Raw genomic sequence first — 21,702 nt, 5'->3', positions numbered from 1 at the left:
TATGTATCATTGTCGAAACTTTTGGGGCTGTGGTATGATTGGAACAATGAGTAATAGGAAGTATTTTTAGTGCAAGATATAAGGCAGAACTGAGGGTGAAACTTTGAGCCAATCACAACAAAATATAATCCTGATTGGGATGATGGGGACGGGCAAATCTACCGTAGGTAAATGGCTTGCACAACAGCTAGAATATAAATTGGTAGATCTTGACGCAGCCTTGGAGGAACATGAGGGTAGCAGTATCGCATCTATATTCACCAATCAGGGTGAGGCGTACTTTCGCAAAGCGGAGACAGCTATATTGCAACAAGTTCTCTCGGGTACGGGCCAGGTGATCGCGACCGGTGGGGGAGCTGTTCTGAATCAAGAGAATTGCGAGTTGATGAAGAGCGGAGGTTGGGTTGTTGCTTTGACTGCTGAAGCAGAAGATATCGCTTCACGGGTTCAAGGTGATGGACTGAGACCTTTATTAGCTGGTAATACAGAAGAAAGAATACGTACGATTCTTGAAGAACGGAAGAATGCTTACCTTTTCGCTAATTACACAGTGAACACATCGTTATTTTCTGCGGAACAAGTGAGCGAAATGATTTTAACACATTACCGCGTCTAAGCCTGTTTCTGATGCTAGACTATTCGGAATATATGAAAGTAAAGGAGTTAATTTAATCATGGATGTTATCGTTAATCCAACCCCACACTTACAAGGAAACATTGGGGCTTTGTCTTCTAAGAACTATACAACTCGGTACTTACTTGTAGCTGCTTTAGCAGAAGGGACAAGCACGGTGTATTTCCCTGCGCACAGTGAAGATAGTGATGCTATGCGACGCTGTATTCAGGACCTTGGTGCGACGCTTATCGAAGATGATGAGAAAGCTATTATTACAGGGTTTGGCAAACATCCAAAGGATGTTAAAGAATTGAATGTTGGTAATGCAGGAGCTGTTCTACGGTTCTTGATGGGGATTGCTACGCTCTGCCCAGATGTTACATTTGTGAATACATATCCAGATTCTCTAGGTAAAAGACCTCATGATGATCTAATTGTAGCCTTATCTCAACTGGGAGTTGAGGTTGAACATAATGCTGGACGATTGCCGATTACCATTCGTGGAGGTCATCCAACTGGTGGTAAGATCAAGGTGTCTGGTGAAGTTAGCTCTCAATATCTAAGTGCGTTACTATTTCTAACGCCGTTGTTGGAAGAGGACAGTGAGATTGAAGTTCTAGGTGATTTGAAGTCTAAGGTAGTTGTTGGACAGACACTTGAAGTTCTTGAACAGGCAGGGATTGTTATTCATGCTCGTGAGGACTATACGGTGTTCCAAGTTCCTGGTAGACAGTCCTATGAAGCAAAGACATACACGGTACAAGGCGATTATCCGGGTTCGGCAGCGATATTAGCAGCAGCGGCTGTGACGCAATCTGATGTTATTGTAGAACGTTTGTCTGCAACAAGTAAGCAGGGTGAACGTGCCATTGTGGATGTATTGAAGATGATGGAAGTTCCACTTACCCATGAGAATGATATTGTTCATGTTCAAGGTAACGGTACATTAAAAGCTATAGAATTTGACGGAGATGCAGCTACGGATGCAGTACTTGCTATGGTTGCGGCAGCAGTATTTGCTGAAGGGACATCACGATTCTATAATGTTGAGAACTTAAGGTATAAAGAATGTGACCGTATCACAGACTACTTGGCGGAGCTTCGTAAAGCAGGTGCTAATGTAGAGGAACGTCAGGCTGAGATTATTGTACATGGACGTCCTGAAGGGGTTGAAGGTGGTGTGGAGATCAATGCACATTACGATCATCGCGTGATTATGGCTTTGAGTATCGTTGGATTGAGATCTAAACAACCGATTCGTATTAAGGATGCTCATCATGTTGCTAAATCGTACCCACAGTTTTTTGATCACATGAAGACGCTTGGTGCACAGGTGGAATGGGTAGAATCTTTATAGACCAATAGGCTTAAAGAAATGGGGATGAAGCATGTCATTTATGAACCCAACACAGGAGCAAATAGGTCAAATACTGAAACAGGCTGGAAATATCGCAATCGTTGGTCTGTCCGATAAGTCGGATCGGATCTCGTATATTGTTGCCTATACGATGCAACAAAGAGGATATCGTATTATTCCAGTTAATCCCGCTGCAAGTGGAACGGAAATCCTTGGGGAAATGTGTTATGCGTCACTTCGTGATATTCCAGACAAAGTAGATATTGTAAATGTATTTCGTCGCAGTGAATATTGTGCTGAAGTGGCACGTGAAGCAGCTGAAATTGGTGCTAAAGTGCTATGGCTTCAACAGGGGATTATTAGCGAGGAATCCGCTGTGATCGCTGAAGAGAATGATATGGTTGCGATTATGGACCGTTGTATTAAAGTTGAGGATGCTATTTCCTTAAGGGATTCGTAAGCGAAATAAAGTCGACCTTTCGAGGTCTTCTTTTTGTTTTTGACAAAATGTCTATCAAGGCTTACGATTTAATGTACATAGGATCAACGATAAATGAAGAATCATTTGCTGTTGATCGTGTGGAGAAAGGGGAGTGTCACCTTGAATTGGTTGGGTTCTTTACAGCAGCTCGGTAGAGCAGTTATGCTCCCTACAATGGTGTTGCCTGCAGCAGCTATTCTGCTTAGTGTGGGCAGTTTGCCTTGGGACGCTTGGGGACTTCCATCCATTGGTGATGTTAGTACATGGGCAGGTCAAGGGATTTTCTTCTTCTTACCCTACTTTTTTGCGGTAGGAGTAGCCTGGGGACTTGCCAATCAAGCGGGACCGGCGGGGCTTGCTGCGCTGTCGGGCATGTTTATTTACGATCAGGTCACAAGGCATTTTAGTGATGGAAGCATTCAGCCATCTACGTTAATCGGAATTATCTTTGGTATGATGGCTGGTGGATTATATAATCGATTTAAACATATCAAGCTTCCGGAAGTAGTTCAGTTCTTTGGTGGATCGCGATTTGTTTTGCTGATTATGGGATTATCGTCCGCTGTATTCTCATGGTTTATGTTAGGGGTTGCGCCCTTTTTACAACGTGGTCTTGATGAACTTACGCAATTGATGCTTCATTTAGGTGGGTTTGGACTCTTTTTATATGGGATGATATATCGTATTCTTACCGCATTTGGTCTGCATCATTTGTTGAATAACGTGTTCTGGTTCCAAATGGGTACGTTTACTACGCCAGATGGAAGTATAGTGCAAGGGGATTTGCCGCGGTATTTCGCAGGCGATCCTACAGCAGGATCATTTATGGCAGGGTTATTTCCAATCATGATGTTTGCTTTGCCGGGTATTGCTTTAGCTATCATACATGAAGCTCGTGAGGATCTTAAGCCTAAAATTAAAAAGACATTTCTAACTGCAGCCTTAGTCTGTTTCGTTACAGGTGTATCTGAGCAAATTGAGTTTGCATTTTTGTTTGTTGCTCCTTATATGTTTATCGTTCACGTCATATTATCCGGAGTAGCAATGTGGATAACGTATGCGTTAGACATCCATCATGGATTTTCTTATTCAGCGGGTGTCATTGATTACATCCTCAATTTTCACTTATCACATAATGCATGGATGCTGATCCCTATTGGATTAGCGTATGGCGTGGTATATTACGTGTTATTTAGATGGGCCATCCACAGATTTGGGATCCCAACACCGGGACGTGAAGAAGGATCAACATTAGAAGATTGGGCGGGTAATATTCCTTATCAGGCTCCACTTATACTGGAAGCTCTTGGGGGTAAGGAAAATATTGTGCGGTTAGAATCTTGTGTTACTCGTCTTCGTCTTACGGTGAAGAATGATAGGCTTATTGATACTAGCGCACTTAAACTGCTGGGTTCCGCAGGATCGATGAAGTTGGGCGGTGGCAATGTTCAAGTGGTGTTTGGAACGTATTCAGAATTAATTCGTGAGGAAGTTAATAAGCTTATGCAGAGGGACTTACCTCAAGTGTTATTCTGTGCGCCAGTGCAGGGACGAATGTTACCCATTGGTGAGGTGCCAGATCATATATTTGCGGCCAAGTTAGTAGGCGATGGGGTAGCTTTTATACTTGAAAAAGACGAATTAGTCTCGCCGGTCTTTGGAACGATTCTTCATATATATCCGACGATGCATGCCATTGGGATATCGACACCTGAAGGTCTTGAAGTACTTCTTCATATCGGAATTGATACATCCCAACTGACTGGCGGGGATTTCCAAGCCGTAGTCAAAGAGGGGGATGTGGTAGTTCCGGGTCAGTTACTTATCAAATTTAATTTAGCGTATATTCGCAAGCACGCAGCATCTTTGGCCACTCCGATGGTCATTACCAATCCGCAACTAGTGAAATCATGGAGCTTTGCTCCTTTTAAAGGCGTTAAGAAAGGGCAGGCATCCGTGATGTCTGTTGTATTACACGACAGGAACGTTGGAGGGCACGAATCATGATACAAGGCATCGGAGCGGCAGCAGGGGTCGCAATAGGTAAAGCATTTGTTCTTCCAAGTTGGGAATGGGATTTGCCTGAATCTCGATTGGAAGCTATAGATCTAGCTAAAGAATTTGAAAGACTGTATGAAGGAATACGTACCTCAAAGCATGAAATTGAGTTCATAAGAAATGAATTCAAAGAGGTCGTGGGTGAAGAAGAATCGAGTATTTTCGATGCCCATCTTGCTATCTTGGAAGATCCGGTATTTATGAATGAAATTCAAGGTATCATCGAACGTCAATACAAAGCAGCTGAAGTTGCTGTAAAAGAAGCAATTGACCACTTTGTGACGATGTTCGATCTGCTGGATGATGAATATATGAAAGAGCGAGCTTTGGACATTAAGGATGTAGGAAATCGATTGTTAAAACATCTACTTGGTGCTCCTGAGATTACGTTACCGGTGGATACGCAACCCTATATTTTGGTTGCTAAGGAGTTATCACCTTCGCAGCTTGTGCATTTGAATCCTTCACACGTGCTTGGCATTGCCACACTCATTGGGGGGAAGACTTCTCATTCCGCCATTATGTCGCGAGCCATGGGTATCCCCCTTGTATGTGGATTAGAGAATAATCTTAAAACACCGATTCAGACAGGTGATATGCTCATTGTAGATGGTGACCAGGGTCATGTGTACGTTCATCCCAATGAATCAACGATAGCTCAATACTGTGAGATACGTACCAAGCAACAACACAAAAAAGAGCAACTTCAACTTCTAGCCTCTGTAGAAGCTGTGACTAAAGATGGGGTCCAAATTAATCTTTCTTCCAACATTAGCTCTGTCAAAGAAATGGATATTGCTTTGAAATATGGAGCTGTAGGCGTAGGACTATTTCGGACTGAGTTCTTATATATGGATCGTGTTACGTTCCCAAGCGAGAATGAGCAGTTCGAGGTATACCGCCATGTAGCAGAGAAGATGGGTACCGGTTCGGTTGTCATTCGTACGTTGGATATCGGAGGGGACAAGCATTTGGATTATTTCTCTCTTCCAGAAGAAGATAATCCATTCCTTGGGTATCGCGCCATTCGAATTAGTCTAGACCGTAAGGAACTGTTCAAAACCCAGTTGAGTGCGATTTTACGTGCAAGTCATTATGGTCATGTGAAAATTATGTATCCTATGATTTCATCGGTTGAAGAGGTGCGAGGAGCGAATGAACTTCTTCGTGAAGCGATGACTGAGTTAGATGCAAGAGGAATCGCCTATAACCGCGATATTCAGGTAGGGATTATGATTGAGGTACCTGCAGCAGTTGCGATCGCTGATTTGTTGGCAGAAGAAAGTGACTTCTTTAGTATAGGTACCAATGATCTCGTACAATATGTACTCGCGGTTGATCGGATGAATGAACAAATTGCTCATATGTACCATCCCTATCATCCAGCTATTCTGCGTATGCTTCGATCGACAGTGGAGGCTGCAAGAGATGCAGGAATCCCAGTTAGTGTGTGTGGTGAAATGGCTGGTGACGAGAGATCTATTCCTTTATGGATCGAACTCGGAGTGCATGAACTCAGCATGTCCCCACAATCATTGCTTAGGATCAAACATCGTCTTCTAAATACATCTGCTGAAGAAGATAAGCTCGTAGCTAAAGAATGTCTAAAGATGCATACGAATACAGAGATTGAGCAGTTGTTGAATGATTACCAAGCTTCTCATAGAAGTAGTCGTTCCATGACTGTAGAACAGCCATAATTATATTTATAAAAGAACAGCCTCCTTGAGATCCCATGTGGATTGAAAGGAGGCTGTTCTTATTTTGTTTCCTCTATATCTTGTTTCTTATTCACCTGCTAAAGCATCACAAAAGGCTTTGCCGTAGGGAGGAAGATCGGGAGGTCTACGAGCAGATATAATGTGTCCGTCAACGACAACAGCTTCATCTTTCCAAATCGCACCAGCATTCTCCATATCGTCTCGTATGCCTGGCGTTGATGTTACAGTTACGCCATCGAGTATACGCGCCGAGATGAGGACCCAACCTGCATGACAGATTTGTCCGATGGGTTTACGGTCTGCGTTCATTTCACGAATAAGTTCTAATACTTTGGTGTAACGACGTAATTTATCAGGAGACCAGCCTCCTGGAACAAGAATACCATCATAATGTTGGCTATTTACTTCTTCAAAGGCGTAGTCACTTTTCGCAGGGACCCCATATTTACCGATATACGTCTTATCTTTTTCTTCTGCTACAAGATGAACTTCGGCTCCTTCTTCGCGTAATCGATAGATTGGATACCATAATTCCAAATCCTCAAAGTCCTCGCTAACAAGAGCAATTACTTTTTTACCGGAAAGTCTCATTATATAATCACTCCATTTTTTGAGTATTTCAAATATTCCACACTTAGATAGAATGAACTTAAGGCGGACCCTTATCTATTCTAACAAAAAGGTTACCCTCAATCATAGTGAAGCATTCGTCTATTTGGAATTATTTGCATAAAGGGTGTTCTGCTATTTTATGCAGGATTTAATCTATCTAAGGTCGAATAGATGGATAGCAACTTATTTATTATTTTCTCAAGATATATATAGAAATATATGAGGTGTTAATAATGGATACACAATGTCATTGCGGTCAATGGATGAGACTAGAGTTGCGTACAATTCTCGCAGGTAAAGTACAAATTCTTCATGTACCCATGCGAGCATGTGAAGCGTGTTCTGCGTATCATCTTTTTCCACCTGTTAAATCTGTATTGACGGACTATGTGAGAGATCTTGGAAAAGAGTCAAGTAAGAAAAAGAGATCCTTCACAGAAGTGAATGAGATATCACAAATTATCTACGATGTGTTCTTACAAGAGACGTATGAGTCCTCTTCTGCAGATATGGAGAATGCAATGAAAGCTGCTATAAAGGATCGGATTAATCTATTACTTGATTTATTCCAACATGCGGAGAGTATACAAGATAGTATTTGGTTAGAGGATCTTCGACAAAGATTAAGTCAACTTTCGAGTCTGTTGGTAGAACTTGATCGAGATAAAGTTCATTCCCATAAATAATAGGTATATTTCATGTAGATTATTAGCTTTTTCCGTCTGTTTTTGTTACGATAGTAAAAGCATACCATGCTAGAGGAGGATGTATATCGAATGGCTACAATGACAAGACTGACTTCTATTGAACAGTTAAATGATGCATTGGGAGCTTCACATGATAGACCTCTATTTTTATTCAAACATAGCACTCGTTGTCCTATTAGTGCAGCTGCTTATCAACAGGTAACGTCCTATTTGGAGGATGAACCTAATGAGTCCATAGATTATCGAATGATTTATGTCGTCGAAGATCGTCCGGTTTCTCTCGAGGCTGCTGAACTGATCGGTATCCAACATGCATCACCACAAGTTATTCTAGTGAGTGGTGGTAATCCGATATGGAATACATCCCATTCTTATATTACATCTCATGCTCTAAAAGATGAGTTATTATAGTTGATGAAGCGCTATCATTGCGTAAAGCATTAAATTGTCGTAATATTAATAATATTAGGTTGAACGAATGAAAATTTATTTATAATGGAGCGAAAGAAATTGACAGTAACCATTTACGATGTGGCACGTGAGGCAGGCGTATCTATGGCTACGGTATCTAGGGTTGTCAATAACAACCCCAACGTTAAGCCACAGACCCGGAAGAAAGTATATGAGGCGATTGAACGTTTAGGATATCGTCCGAACGCTGTGGCGAGAGGCCTTGCGAGTAAGAAGACTACAACGGTTGGCGTTGTAATTCCTGATATTTCGAATTCTATTTTTGCTGAAATTGCTCGGGGCATAGAGGATATTGCGAATATGTACCATTACAATATCATTCTATGTAATGCGGACAAGAAGAAAGAAAAAGAAATACGTGTTATTAACACTTTGTTGGAGAAACAGGTCGATGGATTGTTGTTCATGGGCGGAACTGTAACAGAAGAACATATTCAAGCCTTCCAGACATCTGCAGTACCGGTTGTACTCTGTGCAACTAGTGATGTGAACGGTAACTATCCTTCGGTTGATATTGACCATGAAGCTGCTGCGTTTGATGCTGTGAATACGTTGATTCGACATGGACACCGTGAAATTGGGATGATTAGTGGAACACTACAGGATCCAGCGAATGGATTTTCCCGTTTCCAGGGTTACAAGCGAGCGTTAGAAAAAGCAGGAATCGATTATCGGGAAGACTGGGTCCGTATTGGTAATTATCGTTATGAATCTGGTGTAGAGGCTATGAAATACTTCCTTGGTCTAAGAAAGAAACCGACTGCAATCTTTGCTGCAACAGATGAGATGGCCATTGGAGCGATACATAGTATCCAAGATGAAGGACTTAAAGTGCCAGATGATTTCTCTATTATTAGTGTAGATAACATTCATATGGCATCGATGGTACGACCGCAACTGACAACAGTAGCTCAACCTATGTATGATTTGGGTGCTGTGGCCATGCGCCTTCTGACAAAACTAATGAAGAAAGAGAATGTTGATAATCCGCGGGTTATTCTACCGCATGAAACAATTCTCCGACTCTCGGTTAGTCATGTTAATGAGGACTAAGATTGTAATATCATAACATCGGTTTTATTGAAAGCTCCGATAAGGGGCTTTTTTTAAAAATATAAAAAAGTATAAGGTTCACTTGATACGCTACTTCTTATATTTTCGAAGAGACGGATACTCGCCCTTAAGGGACGGTGTAGCCGTTTCTTCTTGAGTGGAATGATATAGCATAGTACGAGTAATAAGGGTAATCAGATAAAGGAGGTTCATAGACTTGAACACAAATGAATTAACTATAGGTTTGATTGGTGCGATGGATGAAGAAATAGAGTTGTTGTTGGCTGGAATGGAACAAAGTGAGGAAATAACAAGAACGGGTATACGTTATGTTAAAGGGACCTTTCAAGGTAAATCGGTCGTTGTATGTAAGTCTGGTGTCGGTAAAGTAAATGCAGCGGTTACGACACAGATCTTGATTGATCACTTCGGAGTTTCTAAAGTATTGTTTACAGGTGTAGCGGGAGCTGTACATACTGATTTGAACATTGGTGATATCGTAATCTCTACCGAGTGTATTCAGCATGATATGGATGTGTCTGCACTAGGTTACCCTCGTGGTGTTATTCCTTATCAAGAGATCTCTGCATTTCCTGCGAATAAACAATTAGTAGATCTAGCTGAACAGGCTTGTCGTGAAATCTCAAATGGAAATTACAAGTTGGGGAAAGTGCTATCTGGAGATCAATTCATCGCAAGTAGAGATACGGTTGCTTCACTTCGTGAAGAATTGGATGGCGCTTGTGTGGAGATGGAAGGTGCTTCGGTTGCACAAGTGTGCTATATGAACGGTGTTCCGTTTGTCATTATTCGTTCGATGTCTGATAAGGCGGATGGATCGGCCCATGTCAATTTTGCTGAATTTACCATTGAAGCATCGCAACGCTCACATGCTATTCTAGAATATATAATTAGTCATATATAAAAGTGTTTTCATAAAAGCCCTTACCCTTCTGACCGTGATTTAGCGCCTTAAACGCTGAACTAGTAGGAAGAGTGAGGGCTTTTTATTATTTTGGAAAATATCAAAAGGTCAATACATGAAACGTTGTTGAAATCGGATATGATCGAATTGTTCTTTTGAAGAGAGAGGAACATCTCTTCCCATTCGGACCATGAGACAATTGGCTGGATGAGAGCATATCTCAGGATCGTCTGTAGCATACCATTCCATGTCAACGATTTTCATCAGTCGCTCCATCATTTTACGATAATCCCATACACTAAGGCCGCTGCCCTTGAGGTCCCAATGCCAATAATATTCTGTTGTAAATACAATATATTGTTCCATTTGATTATCTTCAAAGGCCGTTTTAATCATTTTTTGGCCAAGACCTAATGAACGGTATTCGTCAGCTACTTCGATGGCACCAAGCTCTATTAAATCAGTCATATGGTCTTGAGACCAACGTTCCTGCTCATCTGCATAATGGAATGTGACATATCCAACAATAGTATCTTCATCGCGGGTGATGATAATCCGTCCTTCTGGTAGGCCGGCAATTTCAATTAAAGCCACGTGTTGTTCCTTGGGACGACGAAAGGCATCAAGATCAGGGTGCAACGTGAATTGTAATAGAGTCTCGGCAGGAACAGGACCTTCAATGATGAGGCTACGCTCAAGAAAGGGAACAGAGTGAATATGATAGTGTTTAAGGTGATCCATAGCAGTGTCTCCTTCCTTTTATATCTACTTATAACAAATAAATAATTAAATGAAAAGTGATGACAGGGATTTAATACCTATGCTATAATCATTTTGACATAATTTAGTCACATATAATATTGCTAATATAATTGTTATTATGACAGAAGTTTACTAGATATGCGATCCTATACGACAATAAATAGCGATTATTGTAAGCGTTTTTTTAAGTATAGCTAAGAAGCTAACTATCGGAGGGATATAGGCGGATGGAAATCAATCATAATAATGAGTTACTACCTAGTGTTAACAGTTTAACCAATATGGACGATTATGAGCAAACTTACAAAGATTTTAATTGGGAAGATGTTGAACGTCATTTTACATGGTATGAAACAGGCAAGTGTAATATGGCGTATGAAGCTATTGATCAGCATGTAGAGGCAGGACGAGGAGATAAAATCGCGCTTATATATAGTGATGCTAAACGAGAAGAATCATATACTTTTAGACAATTAAGAGATAAATCGAATCAGTTCGGGAATGTCCTGCGTAAACAAGGTATTGGTAAAGGGGACCGTGTTTTCATATTTATGGCCCGTAGTCCAGAGTTATATATTTGTTTGCTTGGGATTCTTAAGATAGGTGCGGTGGTAGGTCCTTTATTTGAAGCTTTCATGGAGACAGCGGTGAAAGATCGCTTAGTAGATAGTAGTGCGGTAGCTTTGATTACAACGCCACAGTTATTAGGTAGAATTTCCAAATCAGAAACACCAGATTTAAAGCATATCATTGTTGTAGGTGAATTAGAGAATCCGGATGATTCTGTGATTAGTTATCATGCTGAAATGGAAGTAGCGTCTGAAGAGTTGGAGCTCGAATGGTTGAATCGTGATGACGGACTCATCATACATTATACTTCAGGGTCTACGGGTAAACCAAAAGGCGTGTATCATGTTCAGAATGCTATGATTCAACATTATTTCTCAGGTAAAGTAGTACTAGATTTACGTGACGATGATGTTTACTGGTGTACGGCAGATCCGGGTTGGGTAACAGGTACTTCGTATGGTATCTTTGCTCCATGGCTTCATGGCGTGACGAATGTCATTCGTGGTGGAAGATTCAGTCCGCAGGATTGGTATTCAACTATCGCTAAATATAAAGTAACGGTGTGGTATAGTGCTCCAACAGCCTTCAGGATGCTGATGGGTGCAGGAGATGAAGTTATATCGCAATATGATCTTAGCAGTCTACGACATGTTCTCTCTGTGGGAGAACCTTTAAACCCTGAAGTTGTACGTTGGGGATATAAGACTTATGGGCAACGAATTCATGATACATGGTGGATGACTGAAACTGGAGCTCAAATGATATGTAACTATCCAGGGATGGGAATTAAACCGGGTTCAATGGGACGTCCTCTTCCTGGAATAGAAGCTACGATTAAAGATGACAAAGGAAATACAGTACCTCCATATACTATGGGTAATTTAGCGATTAAGGCACCATGGCCATCCATGATGAATCGCATTTGGAATAATCCTGATAAATATGAAGAATATTTCCGAGTGCAGGGCTGGTACATCTCAGGCGACTCCGCTTATATGGATGATGAAGGTTATTTCTGGTTCCAAGGAAGAATCGATGACGTGATTAACTCTTCAGGGGAGCGGATAGGACCATTTGAAGTGGAAAGTAAACTATTGGAACATCCTGCTGTAGCTGAAGCTGGCGTTATTGGTAAACCAGATGCGATACGAGGAGAAATTATTAAGGCATTCATCTCACTTCGGGAAGGATATGTTGAATCACCCGAATTGAAAGAAGATATTTATCGTTTTGTTAAAGAAGGATTATCGGCACATGCTGCTCCTAGAGAAATTGAATTCAAGGAGAAGCTGCCTAAGACCCGTTCTGGTAAAATTATGCGTCGCGTGCTGAAGGCATGGGAGCTTAATCTTCCAACAGGTGATCTATCTACGATTGAGGATTAGATAATAATAAGGGGTATCCCAAAAGTCATTGATGAAATGGCTAGGGATACCCTTTTTATATTGGAGAAAAATAGATGCTGTGAAATCGACCGGAAAATCAAAATAGCAGGTAAAGGGTAACCCCTTAACCTGCTATTTGTAGTTGATCATTTTTGGTAACATAACGAATAGGTGTGCATCGACAGATTAAACTATTCTAGTCTAGCGACAGTTCAATTGTACTGTCTGTTAGAGTGATAAGCAGGCTATTTCCTCTCGAAATAGGTCGATGAAGAAGGCATGGATTCTCCGATACTATTGTTAGCTGTTACACGGAACCATCCTGAGATAGGGACATTGATATTGAATAAATAAGACGTTGATTGGCTTGAACCTAACTGTTCATAATGTCCATTCTGATCCTTACTGAAATAGATATTGTAGTGGTCTACCAGATCACTACTGTTAGTAGCCCAGTTCAACTGAATACCACTCTCTGTAGCCAACATAGCGGGCTGCCCAGGGGATGTAGGGATCGTCTGGACAGTCTCATCAACCGGTGGATCAATTGGAGTGCCTTGATCTGTCTCATCAGGAGGAATCACTTCTCCAGGGATGGTGCCATTGGGTTCAGTAGGTGGTTGGTAACCACCACTCCCAACAATCGCACTCGGTGACGATTCTTTACCAGCTACATCAACTGCTGTAACGTAAAAGTCATAAATGCCACTTGTGGAAATGGTACTTGTGAATACCCTAGGATCATCACTAAATATAGGAGTTCCTTGATATACAAAGGGACTACCATTTAATGACCGGTAAAGACGATATCCCACGACATCCTGCGATCCACTACGACTAAAGTTAATCTTGGCCGATCCATTATTAAGGGAGAAGATAACATCTCTAGGTGATGTAGGGATGTTACCATCATCCACTCTTGGATCGATTAGCGTTGGCATATCACTTGTTGCGTCTTTAGGTAAATAATATTCTAAAGATTCATGCTTTTTCATAATGGTGAATGCGGCTTGAAGCTCTTTAATTAAGTCTTGAATAGGATGTTCACGTTTAATAACAACCTTTTCTTTTAACATATCTTCTGGCGTAGTATCCTGAGGGATATAATTCACGCCATTATACGTAATATATTTCGCCTTAGCGATCCCATCATCACTTTCTTTAGGAACATATTTAGCATTAAACAAGTCCGTCACAAATTTATTAGTAAGTGATGTTGGAAGTTTACCGCTGTATGCTGACACTGTTTTCGTTGTAATTCCTGTAGGTCTTTCGAATGCGTTCGTGACAAATAGCTCTGGTTTCTTCGCTATCGTCTCATTCATGATGAGAGTCCAAATGTTTTGCGCATTCTTTCTCTGGTTACCTTCTAACGCGTTTATAGGCTCTTTGTAGCCGCCCCAGACTCCAAGAGTGATATCTGGAGAATAACCTACAAACCATACGTCAGCGTAGTTCTGCGTCGATCCTGTCTTACCAACGATGGGAACCGTTTTCCAATGTTTATAATTTTTCTTAACATTACTTGCAGTACCTTCAGTAATAACAGTACGTAACATATCCGTCATGAGATAAGCTGTTTGTTCAGAAAAAGCTTTGACAGGTTCTGGTGTATGCTGATAGACGATCGCACCATTTGAATCCGTAATCTTCTCAATCATATAAGCATCTAGAAATGTCCCGTGGTTAGCAATTGAACTATAGGCATTCGTCAGTTCTTCAACAGATACTCCATGTGCTAAGCCGCCGAGCACGCCTGTTGTTGCACCATAATCCTCTTTTTCAAGCGTTGTAATTCCAAGTTTCTTCGCAAATTCCCAAGCTTTATCAATAGTTATGACATTATTAAATAATTTCAATGCAATCGTATTCTTGGACTTATTGAGTGCATAACGAGCTGTGATGAGACCTTCGTACCCTCCCGATGAGTTTTTAGGGATATGGAATCCTTTTTGGCCATCTTTGAGAATAATAGGTGCGTCATCCACAATGCTAGCGGGCTGAATAGCTCCTGATTCAAGCGCTGGTAAATAAGCTGCAATTGGTTTCATGGCCGATCCTGGTTGGCGCACCATTTGTGTAGCGTAGTTCATTTGCTCCTGGTAGAAGTCACGTCCTTCAATCATGCCTAGAATAGCTCCGGTTTTGTTATCTATCATCATAGCGGCTGTTTGCTCCATACCTTTAGTTTTACTATCAGGACTGAAGTTATCGTCGTTCTCAGCAATGGCATGCATCGAATTATAGACGCTCTTATTAATGGTAGTATAAATGCGATAGCCGCCAGTCGTTAGTTGGAGTCTGGCTTCTTCTAAAAGATCGGCATTACCTTTAGTGGTAGGATCAATTTCCTCAGAAGATGTGGTATTTAATTTCATCAGAATTTCTGATGCTTTTCGTTCCGTTTCCATCATGAGATAAGGGAAGGTAGAATAAGCTTTTTCCGTTTGAGAAGCTAGAGATGATTTGATGTCGAACGCAACAGCTTCATTATATTGGCCGTTCGTAATTTTATTCTCTTCAAGCATACGGCGTAATACTAACTTTTGTCGGTCCATTGCACGTTGGAATGCAGTTGGATTGAATTCGCCTTTCCCATTAAATGCGGAATACTTAGATGGGAGTTGCGGCAGACCTGCTAAATAAGCAGCTTGAGCAATATTTATTTTGTTTAAGTCACCAATATTGAAAATTCCCTTTGCAGCAGCTTTGATACCATAGACATTGTAACCATTTGCGCCGTTACCGAAAGGTACCTTATTCAGATAAGCTGCAAATATTTGATCTTTGGTCATAATACGTTCGAGCCGTAAAGAGAGAAGCATTTCTTTGATTTTACGGTTATCTGTCCGATCTAGATTAAGAAATACGCGTCTGGCAAGTTGTTGCGTGAGTGTACTTCCACCTGTTTGGACAGATTCATTGAGCACTCTTTCCTTAACCGCCCGCAGTGTACCGCTCATATCCACCCCCATGTGCGTAAAGAAATTGTTATCTTCAATGGCGATAACGGCTTCTTTCACTATCGAAGGGATTTTTTCATACTCCACAGGCCGTCGATCCTCATCTGTACGGAGTTGGCCAATGGCCTGACCATCGCTGAAATAGGCGAATCCAGTAATGGAGTTCTGACTCATCTTCTGCAATATTTCAGCCCTTGTTCGTACAGGTTCATCATGAACGATAGAAGAAACATAGCCGAATCCAGCACCTGCCACAAACAGTGCCCCCATGATGATGAAGACAGTTAACCAAAGTAGCGTACTTCCTAGTATACGTCCAATCGATTTTTTCGAACGGAGCTCTTTTTTAGGTACCTTTTTATTTGTTTCAACCATTCGTAGTAGTGCCTCCTTTTAACGGAACTATTATAGCATAAAAAGCGACATTTGAATCTCTTTATCCTACGACCGCTAAAATAGTCCTAAAAGAGGACTGATTTGAGAGAGTGTAGGTACACATCTCTATATTATATCATGAAGTGAAAGGGGATTGTTGTAAGATATTATGCGAAATGTTGGATGTGTTGATGAAATAGTGAGAAATATCGGAGTATTAGCAACAAGAAGTGAAATGCCAGTTATTTATCGCAGAAAAAAAGCCTGGAACATGAGTTCCAGGCTTGTCTGAACTAGATCTTAACGGTTGTAGAATTCGACGATTTGTTTCTCATCGATATCTTGTGACAATTCAGAACGTTCAGGGAAACGAATGAATTTACCTTCTAAAGCTGTATCATTGAATTCCAAGTACGCTTGAAGGTGGCTACGGTTCTCAAGAGCTTCCTTGATAGAAGAAAGACCACGACTTTTTTCACGAAGACCGATAACATCACCAGTGTTCAACATGTAAGAAGCAATGTTTACTTTCTTACCGTTTACAGTGATATGACCGTGAGATACCAATTGACGAGCTCCTGCACGGGAATTTGCGAAACCTAGACGGTAAACCAAGTTGTCCAAGCGGCTTTCTAATTGGAACATGAAGTTCTCACCAGCAATACCTTGCATTTTTTGAGCTTTGTTGAAAAGTGTTTTAAACTGTTTCTCACCCAAACCGTACATGTGACGCAATTTTTGCTTCTCAAGCAACTGCATACCGTAGTTGCTGATTTTTCTGCGTTGGTTAGCGCCATGTTGACCCGGAGGGAAAGGGCGTTTCAAATCTTTACCTGTACCACTTAGTGAGATGCCTAGACGGCGACTTAGTTTAAATTTAGGACCAGTGTAACGTGCCATTGTATAGTAGACTCCTTTATAGTTGAAATTTCAGTAGGGTTCTATTTGTGCCGTATTTTGTTTAATGTGCTGCGGCTCATGGGCCCAAAACACAACTGATAGAGAGTTCAGCCGCTGTCTATTCAGTAACAAAATACGTGAGGGTGACACAACGTTACGCCCAAATTCTCTCGAACAAAAAATCGCTTGTTCAACAATTGATTCTATATGATAATGTGGGTAAAAGTCAAGTCTTATATATTTAGAAAAAGGTCTTATTTTGTCGATAGGGCTTTGGTCCTAATAAATTAGATAAATACATGAAATTTAGGTGCAAATATAGCGTGGAAAGAGTAGAATATGGTTATTGATACTAGTTCTTTTAACTTATGTCTTTAGACGTATTTTATTGTTGGGTTGCTTGTTATTCGCGGATCATAAAAGTGACATACAGATGACCTTTTCAAAACAGTGTAAAGGAGCAATATTTTTATGTCAGAATATCAAAGTAACGTTTCAAAGCATGAGAGGTTTCTTAAAAATAGTAAATCGGAGGAAGACTCCTTAGAATCGGTTAATTTCTGGATGAGTAATCTGGACATTACGACATATGATTTTCCTTATATCTATCATCTTTTGGTAAAAAGTTTCTTGGATTGGCAGCAGTTATCGTCTTCACAACCTATGATGGAATATTCAATGTGGACAATTCTAGGATTTGATGGTTCTTGGGTTACTGGGGATGTTACAATATCGGATTATCTGAAGAATGAAGCTCCACAGCTTTTGGACGAATGCTTAAAAGGTCAAATAAAAGTCATCGCGGATTGGAATTCGGAACTGAGTCCTTATTCGGAACTGAGTCCTTATAATGAAGAGCATACGATTTGTTTGTTTCCTTTGTTCACAAGGGGATATCAAGAACTCTACGCTATTATGGTGTGTGTTCTTCCAAGGCAGAAAGTTGAAAGTGGAGGCGTGGAAATTGCTTCTTCTATGTCAATTCTCTTTCAGAATTGTTTCTACAAAAGATTTGAATACATATTTGTAGAAGATATGATGAGTGAACAAAAAAAGGCTAACGATGAAGCAGCTCGTACAGCTATCTTGTATCAAATTGTAGAACGCATGCACGATCAAATTGATGTCGATATGATATTAACGGAAGTGCTGGACAGTATAGCTTTTCTGTACCCTACAGCTTCACTACAATTGTTCATGTCACAAGATCATCAGAGTAATAACCCACGTGTCAAACCACTCATTCTACAAACGTGGAAAGATGATGTCAGAGTGCGTACCTTTATGGATGGTAAATTGACGATTCAGGAAACGAAACAGGAGAATGGTGAGGACAAGCTGGAAATAGGATTTCCACTTGGAGGTACACAGGGAGTATATGGCGTGTTTTACTTGCTTGCAGACAAAGATTTCTTGAATGAAGTGGATTTACAATTAGTAACGACATTGGTCGATACTGCGGGTACCGCCTTTGAGAAATCTAAGTTATATGAGCAGTCTAACTTACTTATACAAGAGTTACGATTGATTAATGAGCTAACACAGCGGGTGAATCAAAGTCTTCGTTTATCTGAAATTTATCAATTTTCAAACGAAGAACTTTTAAATATTTTTAAAGCAGACTTTTGTTGTATTCTTCAGTTTAATAAGAAACTGGATGGATTAGAGGTCGTGTCTAGTAACGTACCTGCCCTGGCAAAAGAAGTCTTTGAAAAAGATTATGGCTTTGGTGGTTTGGTATATGGAAAAGGAGAACCGGTTATTCTTTCAGGTTACACGGTGAATATGAGGATTCCCTCTAAATTCATGGAATACTCCGGATCGGAATCACTTATTGCAGCTCCGCTAACTGTAAAAGGAGAAGTAATGGGGGCCATTCTGTTATCACACCGTAAATCACATTATTTCACTTATGATAATTACAGATTACTTCAAACATTATCTATTCATATTGCACTTTCAGTGAGTAATGCGTTGCTACATGCTGAGGTAAAACGAATGGCTAATCGGGATGTATTAACGGATCTTTATGTTCGACGTTATCTGGATGAAGTGATCCATGAGAGGCAGACGCATGATTTCTGTGGATCGTTGATCGTAGTGGATATTGATCAATTCAAACAAGTGAATGATATGCACGGACATCAGCAAGGAGATAAAATCCTTAAGCAGGTCAGTGAAATTGTCAGAACATCCATTCGAAAAAGTGATCTAGCCGCTCGTTGGGGTGGAGAGGAACTTGCTATATATTTACCTCAACTTGGGGTGAAACAGGCAATTGTTGTTGCAGAACGGATTCGAAGACGTGTGGAAGAAGAGACGTCTCCTTCTGTAACCGTGTCCTGTGGTATTTCTGAATGGAACTGGATGGATGATCAAGTGAGTGTTGATTCATTGTTTTATTTGGCAGATATGGCACTTTATCGAGCGAAGAACAATGGACGTAATCAAATTCAAACCGAAGATAAAAATATAACGAAAGCACCTGGATTGTAAAAGGTGCTTTTTTTTTTGGAGATTTAATAGAATCTTTTTTATATTCCAGATGAGATAGGGAACGATAAAGCAAAGTAAAGTGGTCAATATGTAGAGAAATTTAACTGGAATAAATATACGTATGAGGAGCAGATCAGGATGACATATGGTGTTTTGAAATTGCGGTCTTGGATCTCTATTGCAGGTTTATGTTGCTTATTATCTGGTTGTAACTCGATCTCGACTAGTGCGTCTCCTGAAGAGCAATTTCAAGTCTCAGTAAGTGGCTTGGCTGGTAGTGAGACCTTTTCCTTTGTAGGTGAAGCTGCGTTAAGGAGGAATGAACAGCGTCAGTTTGAACAACAATTCTCGTATGAAGGACAATTAACAAATCATGATGAGTTGGCTATGCAAAGTACATTACCTGTGCAAACTGCAACGAAAGCAAGTGCATCTGTGGTTCGAAAAGAGAAAAATAATTCAACTCCTATTTCCGCGGATTTCCGACGTATGAATGGGGGGTGGATTCATACGTCAAGTGCCAATGAACAAGCGGATCAGGCTCTTGTTAGATTTAATCCATTAGATCAATTAGAAGAGATTAGCGGATTGGATAAGATCATTACAAAGGAAATGGGTGCCTCAAGGGGGACTAGAGTTCTTCGGATTGAACTGAAATCTGAAGCTGCACTGAAATGGTTAGACAAGCAACTAAGTAGTGAAATGGATGGTTTACGAGATGAACTGGACAAGCAACAAACGACGTATTCTTTGAAGGTCCGTTCTGAGTTAGAGTCCATTTGGCAGCAAGGAAACAGGCAGTTACAGACGATGTTGAAACAGGCCAAGGTGGGTACTGTGTACCATATGACGATTGATACTAGAAGTGATCTCCCATTAAGGCTGACTTCGGAAAGTAAAATGTCCTATCTGGATCTTGAAGGAAATGAACAGAGTGAAACCGTGGTGAACGATGTTTCTTTTCAATTGTAAACCTTGTGTAGTCAGGCTATTTCCTGCTGACTTGGGACTTCGATCATGGTACAATGGTGTAAGAATTAACCGTTGTTCAAATAGATATGGATAGATTTGAAGGAGGAGAAATAAGTATGAAAGATCCTAGAATTCAAAAATTAGCGAAGAATTTGGTTGGATATTCTGTGAATGTGCAACCTGGTGAAAATGTATTGATAGAAATGATTGGTAATGAAAGAGATCTTCTAAAGGCTATTATTGAAGAGGTAGCTAATAAAGGTGGTAACTCTTTCGTTGAACTGACAGACAAATCAGTACAACGTACAATGTTTACTCATGCATCCTCGGAGCAAATGGAGACATGGGCTGAGCTTGATTTGGAACGCATGAAAAAAATGGACTGTTACATTGGTATTCGTGCAGGAGAAAATGTAAATGATATGTCTGATGTACCAGAAGAAAAAATGAAATTATACAATTCCATTTATAGTCATAAGGTACATAGTCAACAACGAGTTAATCACACGAAATGGGTTGTTCTTCGCTACCCGAACGCAAGTATGGCTCAATTGGCGAACAAAAGTACAGAAGCTTTTGAAGACTTCTATTTTGACGTGTGTAACCTTGATTATGCCAAGATGGATGTTGCTCAAGATCCCCTTGCAGAACTTATGAGAAGAACGGACAAAGTACGTATCACAAGTCCAGGTACTGACCTTACATTCTCTATTAAAGACATTGGTGCAGAGAAATGTTCGGGTGAAAAGAACATTCCTGATGGTGAAGTGTATAGCGCGCCTGTACGTAACTCGGTGAATGGAACAATTAGTTACAATACTCCGACTGTATATAATGGTATTTCTTTCGAAAATATCAAGTTTACATTTAAAGATGGAAAAATTGTTGAAGCAACAAGTAATGAAACTGCACGTCTTAATGACATCTTGGATTCAGATGAAGGCGCGCGTTATATTGGGGAATTTGCAATTGGTTTTAATCCATACATCCTTCATCCTATGAAAGATATTCTATTTGATGAGAAAATTGCAGGAAGTCTACATTTTACACCTGGCCAAGCTTATGATGTTACCAATAACGGGAACAACTCTTCGATCCATTGGGATTTGGTGCTAATCCAACGTCCTGATTACGGTGGTGGAGAGATTTACTTCGATGATATCCTAATTCGCAAGGATGGATTGTTTGTTATTCCTGAGCTTCAGGGACTTAACCCTGATCAATTGAAATAACATATAAATGACTTGCATCAGAAAGCAGATTCAAGGTATCATTATG

The 21,702-nt window shown here is 40.5% G+C and carries 17 protein-coding genes; 13 read left to right on the top strand and 4 right to left on the bottom strand.

The features are described 5' to 3' along the window. Positions 1-103: 103 nt before the first annotated feature. The 5 genes from BW961_RS02350 to ptsP all read left to right on the top strand — a co-directional run bounded on the left by BW961_RS02350 (position 104) and on the right by ptsP (position 6,212). On the top strand, positions 104-616 hold the full coding sequence (locus tag BW961_RS02350; protein ID WP_244555838.1) for a shikimate kinase: 513 nt from the start codon (positions 104-106) through the stop codon (positions 614-616). A gap of 58 nt (positions 617-674) precedes the next feature. Further along, positions 675-1,973, top strand: coding sequence for a 3-phosphoshikimate 1-carboxyvinyltransferase (gene aroA / locus BW961_RS02345; protein WP_068589536.1), 1,299 nt, complete (start codon positions 675-677; stop codon positions 1,971-1,973). Between the two features lie 31 nt (positions 1,974-2,004). Beyond that, entirely contained in the window at positions 2,005-2,433 is a 429-nt protein-coding gene (locus BW961_RS02340) for a CoA-binding protein (RefSeq protein ID WP_068589539.1), read from the top strand. Positions 2,434-2,574: 141 nt separating this feature from the next. After that, the gene (locus BW961_RS02335; RefSeq protein ID WP_068589543.1) at positions 2,575-4,461 is read left to right on the top strand and encodes a glucose PTS transporter subunit IIA; all 1,887 of its coding nucleotides are present in this window, start codon (positions 2,575-2,577) and stop codon (positions 4,459-4,461) included. Then, a complete protein-coding gene (gene ptsP, locus BW961_RS02330; protein WP_068589546.1) occupies positions 4,458-6,212 on the top strand; it encodes a phosphoenolpyruvate--protein phosphotransferase in 1,755 nt (584 codons plus the stop codon). The genes BW961_RS02335 and ptsP overlap by 4 nt, the downstream gene beginning before the upstream one ends. An 87-nt stretch (positions 6,213-6,299) precedes the next feature. On the opposite strand, the gene BW961_RS02325 is transcribed toward ptsP, so the two are convergent. After that, entirely contained in the window at positions 6,300-6,824 is a 525-nt protein-coding gene (locus tag BW961_RS02325) for a type 1 glutamine amidotransferase domain-containing protein (protein WP_068589549.1), read from the bottom strand. A 254-nt stretch (positions 6,825-7,078) separates the two neighbouring features. Here BW961_RS02325 and BW961_RS02320 point away from each other — a divergent pair, with 254 nt between their 5' ends. The 4 genes from BW961_RS02320 (at position 7,079) to BW961_RS02305 (ending at position 10,001) form a co-directional block, all read left to right on the top strand. Then, positions 7,079-7,531: a hypothetical protein gene (locus tag BW961_RS02320; protein ID WP_068589553.1), complete on the top strand. Its 453-nt coding sequence runs from the start codon at positions 7,079-7,081 to the stop codon at positions 7,529-7,531. A gap of 90 nt (positions 7,532-7,621) precedes the next feature. Next, positions 7,622-7,963, top strand: coding sequence for a bacillithiol system redox-active protein YtxJ (gene ytxJ / locus BW961_RS02315; RefSeq protein ID WP_068589556.1), 342 nt, complete (start codon positions 7,622-7,624; stop codon positions 7,961-7,963). Between the two features lie 99 nt (positions 7,964-8,062). Then, positions 8,063-9,076 carry a catabolite control protein A gene (gene ccpA, locus BW961_RS02310; RefSeq protein ID WP_068589558.1) on the top strand — a complete coding sequence of 338 codons (1,014 nt, stop codon included), beginning with the start codon at positions 8,063-8,065 and terminating at the stop codon, positions 9,074-9,076. A gap of 217 nt (positions 9,077-9,293) precedes the next feature. Continuing rightward, complete coding sequence (locus BW961_RS02305; RefSeq protein WP_280175175.1) at positions 9,294-10,001, top strand: 5'-methylthioadenosine/adenosylhomocysteine nucleosidase; 708 nt, start codon at positions 9,294-9,296, stop codon at positions 9,999-10,001. A 108-nt stretch (positions 10,002-10,109) separates the two neighbouring features. Here the strand turns inward: BW961_RS02305 and BW961_RS02300 are convergent, their stop codons facing one another. Then, positions 10,110-10,742 (bottom strand): GNAT family N-acetyltransferase, encoded by a 633-nt coding sequence (locus tag BW961_RS02300; RefSeq protein ID WP_068589560.1) that lies wholly within the window; start codon positions 10,740-10,742, stop codon positions 10,110-10,112. A gap of 248 nt (positions 10,743-10,990) precedes the next feature. Between BW961_RS02300 and acsA the strand changes: the two genes are divergently transcribed. Then, a complete protein-coding gene (gene acsA / locus BW961_RS02295; protein WP_068589563.1) occupies positions 10,991-12,718 on the top strand; it encodes an acetate--CoA ligase in 1,728 nt (575 codons plus the stop codon). A gap of 245 nt (positions 12,719-12,963) precedes the next feature. On the opposite strand, the gene BW961_RS02290 is transcribed toward acsA, so the two are convergent. Further along, entirely contained in the window at positions 12,964-16,056 is a 3,093-nt protein-coding gene (locus BW961_RS02290) for a transglycosylase domain-containing protein (RefSeq protein ID WP_068589566.1), read from the bottom strand. 300 nt (positions 16,057-16,356) lie between these two features. Further along, positions 16,357-16,956 (bottom strand): 30S ribosomal protein S4, encoded by a 600-nt coding sequence (gene rpsD / locus BW961_RS02285; RefSeq protein ID WP_068589569.1) that lies wholly within the window; start codon positions 16,954-16,956, stop codon positions 16,357-16,359. Between the two features lie 471 nt (positions 16,957-17,427). Between rpsD and BW961_RS02280 the strand changes: the two genes are divergently transcribed. From BW961_RS02280 to BW961_RS02270, 3 genes are all read left to right on the top strand, one after another. Then, positions 17,428-19,452 carry a sensor domain-containing diguanylate cyclase gene (locus BW961_RS02280; RefSeq protein WP_068589572.1) on the top strand — a complete coding sequence of 675 codons (2,025 nt, stop codon included), beginning with the start codon at positions 17,428-17,430 and terminating at the stop codon, positions 19,450-19,452. A gap of 138 nt (positions 19,453-19,590) precedes the next feature. Next, positions 19,591-20,424, top strand: coding sequence for a hypothetical protein (locus BW961_RS02275; RefSeq protein WP_068589575.1), 834 nt, complete (start codon positions 19,591-19,593; stop codon positions 20,422-20,424). Positions 20,425-20,540: 116 nt separating this feature from the next. Then, entirely contained in the window at positions 20,541-21,656 is a 1,116-nt protein-coding gene (locus BW961_RS02270; protein WP_068589578.1) for an aminopeptidase, read from the top strand. The last annotated feature ends 46 nt before the right edge of the window (positions 21,657-21,702 follow it).

The organism is Paenibacillus macquariensis, from assembly GCF_900156375.1.
In the GTDB taxonomy this organism is placed as follows: domain Bacteria; phylum Bacillota; class Bacilli; order Paenibacillales; family Paenibacillaceae; genus Paenibacillus_AQ; species Paenibacillus_AQ macquariensis.
Note: the sequence above shows the minus strand (reverse complement) of the source record. Positions and strands in the feature narration are given on the sequence as shown.

Bases quoted from the DNA above. Each gene is read 5' to 3' on its own strand.
- aroA (WP_068589536.1), top strand. From the start codon at position 675: ATGGATGTTATCGTTAATCCAACCCCACACTTACAAGGAAACATTGGG.
- BW961_RS02340 (WP_068589539.1), top strand. From the start codon at position 2,005: ATGTCATTTATGAACCCAACACAGGAGCAAATAGGTCAAATACTGAAA.
- ptsP (WP_068589546.1), top strand. From the start codon at position 4,458: ATGATACAAGGCATCGGAGCGGCAGCAGGGGTCGCAATAGGTAAAGCA.
- BW961_RS02325 (WP_068589549.1), bottom strand. From the start codon at position 6,824: ATGAGACTTTCCGGTAAAAAAGTAATTGCTCTTGTTAGCGAGGACTTT.
- BW961_RS02320 (WP_068589553.1), top strand. From the start codon at position 7,079: ATGGATACACAATGTCATTGCGGTCAATGGATGAGACTAGAGTTGCGT.
- ytxJ (WP_068589556.1), top strand. From the start codon at position 7,622: ATGGCTACAATGACAAGACTGACTTCTATTGAACAGTTAAATGATGCA.
- BW961_RS02300 (WP_068589560.1), bottom strand. From the start codon at position 10,742: ATGGATCACCTTAAACACTATCATATTCACTCTGTTCCCTTTCTTGAG.
- acsA (WP_068589563.1), top strand. From the start codon at position 10,991: ATGGAAATCAATCATAATAATGAGTTACTACCTAGTGTTAACAGTTTA.
- BW961_RS02290 (WP_068589566.1), bottom strand. From the start codon at position 16,056: ATGGTTGAAACAAATAAAAAGGTACCTAAAAAAGAGCTCCGTTCGAAA.
- rpsD (WP_068589569.1), bottom strand. From the start codon at position 16,956: ATGGCACGTTACACTGGTCCTAAATTTAAACTAAGTCGCCGTCTAGGC.
- BW961_RS02280 (WP_068589572.1), top strand. From the start codon at position 17,428: ATGTCAGAATATCAAAGTAACGTTTCAAAGCATGAGAGGTTTCTTAAA.
- BW961_RS02275 (WP_068589575.1), top strand. From the start codon at position 19,591: ATGACATATGGTGTTTTGAAATTGCGGTCTTGGATCTCTATTGCAGGT.
- BW961_RS02270 (WP_068589578.1), top strand. From the start codon at position 20,541: ATGAAAGATCCTAGAATTCAAAAATTAGCGAAGAATTTGGTTGGATAT.